The sequence below is a fragment of the Xanthomonas sp. SHU 308 genome, assembly GCF_000364645.1.
GTDB classification, from domain to species: Bacteria; Pseudomonadota; Gammaproteobacteria; order Xanthomonadales; family Xanthomonadaceae; genus Xanthomonas_A; species Xanthomonas_A sontii.
The window spans coordinates 2,501-5,794 of the sequence record NZ_AQOK01000222.1 but is presented as its reverse complement, the minus strand read 5'-3'; the positions used below and the strand labels follow the sequence as shown (position 1 = coordinate 5,794).

2 rRNA genes (1 of these 2 running past the window's edge) are annotated in these 3,294 nt (G+C 54.9%); both read right to left on the bottom strand.

The annotated features are described in order from the left end of the window. Window positions 1-170 precede the first annotated feature (170 nt). Window positions 171-285 (bottom strand): 5S ribosomal RNA (rrf, locus tag D588_RS0108300). A gap of 156 nt (window positions 286-441) precedes the next feature. Continuing rightward, window positions 442-3,294, bottom strand: a 23S ribosomal RNA gene (locus D588_RS0108295); it runs 27 nt beyond the window's last position.

Sequence of the window (3,294 nt, the reverse complement as noted above, 5' to 3'; positions counted from 1 at the left end):
CCTCTCCCGCCGGGAGAGGGGTTGGGGTGAGGGTACGGCGCGCAGCCCCTGGGCGGCATGTCGCCGCGGGGCGTGCGCCCGGCCTTCCATCGCCTGGGCGCGTCGTGTTGGTTTTTCGCCCGCGCAATAAAAAATCCCCGTCCTAGTGGGACGGGGATTTGGGGTAAAGCCCCTGGCGATGACCTACTCTCGCATGGCTTGAGCCACACTACCATCGGCGCAGCTGCGTTTCACTTCCGAGTTCGGGATGGGATCGGGTGGTTCCACAGCGCTAATTTCACCAGGGAGACGGTTGGAGTGTCGCCGCGTGCGTGTTCTCGGTTGTTGGACCGAGGACGGCAAGGGCGCCAGCCTCTCATGGGGTGTGATGTAGCGAGCGAGTGAGAGCGATCGACGTGTGTCGCGCTAAGGGATGCTTATGAGGAAGCATCTTGAGGTTATATGGTCAAGCCGCACGGATCATTAGTATCAGTTAGCTCAATGCATTGCTGCACTTACACACCTGACCTATCAACCACGTAGTCTACATGGTTCCTTTAGGGGACTTGTGTCCCGGGAGATCTCATCTTGAGGCGCGCTTCCCGCTTAGATGCTTTCAGCGGTTATCGCTTCCGAACATAGCTACCCGGCAATGCCACTGGCGTGACAACCGGAACACCAGAGGTTCGTCCACTCCGGTCCTCTCGTACTAGGAGCAGCCCCTCTCAAATCTCCAACGCCCATGGCAGATAGGGACCGAACTGTCTCACGACGTTCTGAACCCAGCTCGCGTACCACTTTAAATGGCGAACAGCCATACCCTTGGGACCGACTACAGCCCCAGGATGTGATGAGCCGACATCGAGGTGCCAAACACCGCCGTCGATATGAACTCTTGGGCGGTATCAGCCTGTTATCCCCGGAGTACCTTTTATCCGTTGAGCGATGGCCCTTCCATACAGAACCACCGGATCACTAAGACCTACTTTCGTACCTGCTTGATCCGTCGATCTTGCAGTCAAGCACGCTTATGCCTTTGCACACAGTGCGCGATGTCCGACCGCGCTGAGCGTACCTTCGTGCTCCTCCGTTACTCTTTAGGAGGAGACCGCCCCAGTCAAACTACCCACCATACACGGTCCCCGATCCGGATTACGGACCTAGGTTAGAACGTCAAGCACGACAGGGTGGTATTTCAAGGATGGCTCCACTGCAGCTAGCGCCACAGTTTCATAGCCTCCCACCTATCCTACACAGACGAACTCAACGTTCAGTGTAAAGCTATAGTAAAGGTTCACGGGGTCTTTCCGTCTTGCCACGGGAACGCTGCATCTTCACAGCGATTTCAATTTCACTGAGTCTCGGGTGGAGACAGCGCCGCTGTCGTTACGCCATTCGTGCAGGTCGGAACTTACCCGACAAGGAATTTCGCTACCTTAGGACCGTTATAGTTACGGCCGCCGTTTACTGGGGCTTCGATCAAGAGCTTCGCCTTGCGGCTGACCCCATCAATTAACCTTCCAGCACCGGGCAGGCGTCACACCCTATACGTCCACTTTCGTGTTTGCAGAGTGCTGTGTTTTTGATAAACAGTCGCAGCGGCCTGGTTTCTGCGACCCTCTTCAGCTATAGCTCGCACGAGCCACCAAAAAGGGTGCACCTTCTCCCGAAGTTACGGTGCCATGTTGCCTAGTTCCTTCACCCGAGTTCTCTCAAGCGCCTGAGAATTCTCATCCTACCCACCTGTGTCGGTTTACGGTACGGTCTGCGTAAGCTGAAGCTTAGGAGCTTTTCCTGGAAGCGTGGTATCAGTGACTTCGTCTAAAAGACTCGTCTCGGTGCTCGGTCTTAAAGGATCCCGGATTTGCCAAAGATCCAAACCTACCGCCTTTCCCCGGGACAACCAACGCCCGGTACACCTAACCTTCTCCGTCCCTCCATCGCACTTACGCGAGGTGCAGGAATATTAACCTGCTTCCCATCGACTACGGCTTTCGCCCTCGCCTTAGGGGCCGACTCACCCTGCGCCGATTAACGTTGCGCAAGGAAACCTTGGGCTTTCGGCGTGCGGGTTTTTCACCCGCATTGTCGTTACTCATGTCAGCATTCGCACTTCCGATACCTCCAGCAGACTTCTCAATCCACCTTCGCAGGCTTACGGAACGCTCCTCTACCGCGCATCGCTTATCGCGATGCACCCCAAGCTTCGGTTCACTGCTTAGCCCCGTTAAATCTTCCGCGCAGACCGACTCGACCAGTGAGCTATTACGCTTTCTTTAAAGGGTGGCTGCTTCTAAGCCAACCTCCTGGCTGTCTATGCCTTTCCACATCGTTTTCCACTTAGCAGTGAATTTGGGACCTTAGCTGTGGGTCTGGGTTGTTTCCCTTTTCACGACGGACGTTAGCACCCGCCGTGTGTCTCCCATACAGTCCGTCTCGGTATTCGGAGTTTGCAATGGTTTGGTAAGTCGCGATGACCCCCTAGCCATAACAGTGCTCTACCCCCGAGAGGATACATATGAGGCGCTACCTAAATAGCTTTCGAGGAGAACCAGCTATCTCCGGGTTCGATTAGCTTTTCACTCCTAATCACACCTCATCCCCTACCTTTGCAACGGGAGTGGGTTCGGGCCTCCAGTCAGTGTTACCTGACCTTCACCCTGGGCATGACTAGATCACCCGGTTTCGGGTCTACTGCCCGCGACTATGCGCCCTTATCAGACTCGGTTTCCCTTCGCCTCCCCTATACGGTTAAGCTTGCCACGAACAGTAAGTCGCTGACCCATTATACAAAAGGTACGCAGTCACTCTTGCGAGCTCCTACTGCTTGTACGCACACGGTTTCAGGATCTATTTCACTCCCCTCTCCGGGGTTCTTTTCGCCTTTCCCTCACGGTACTGGTTCACTATCGGTCGGTCAGGAGTATTTAGCCTTGGAGGATGGTCCCCCCATGTTCAGACAGGGTTTCACGTGCCCCGCCCTACTCGTCTTCACTGGTATGGCCCTTTCAAATACAGGGCTATCACCTTCTATGGCCAACCTTTCCAGGTTGTTTTTCTAAAACCATACCAGCTTAAGGGCTAGTCCCCGTTCGCTCGTCACTACTTAGGGAATCTCGGTTGATTTCTTTTCCTCCGGTTACTTAGATATTTCAGTTCACCGGGTTCGCTTCCAGCAGCTATGTATTCACTGCAGGATACTGCCGAAGCAGTGGGTTTCCCCATTCGGACATTGCCGGATCAAAGCTTGTTGCCAGCTCCCCGACACTTTTCGCAGGCTGCCACGTCCTTCATCGCCTCTGACCGCCAAGGCAT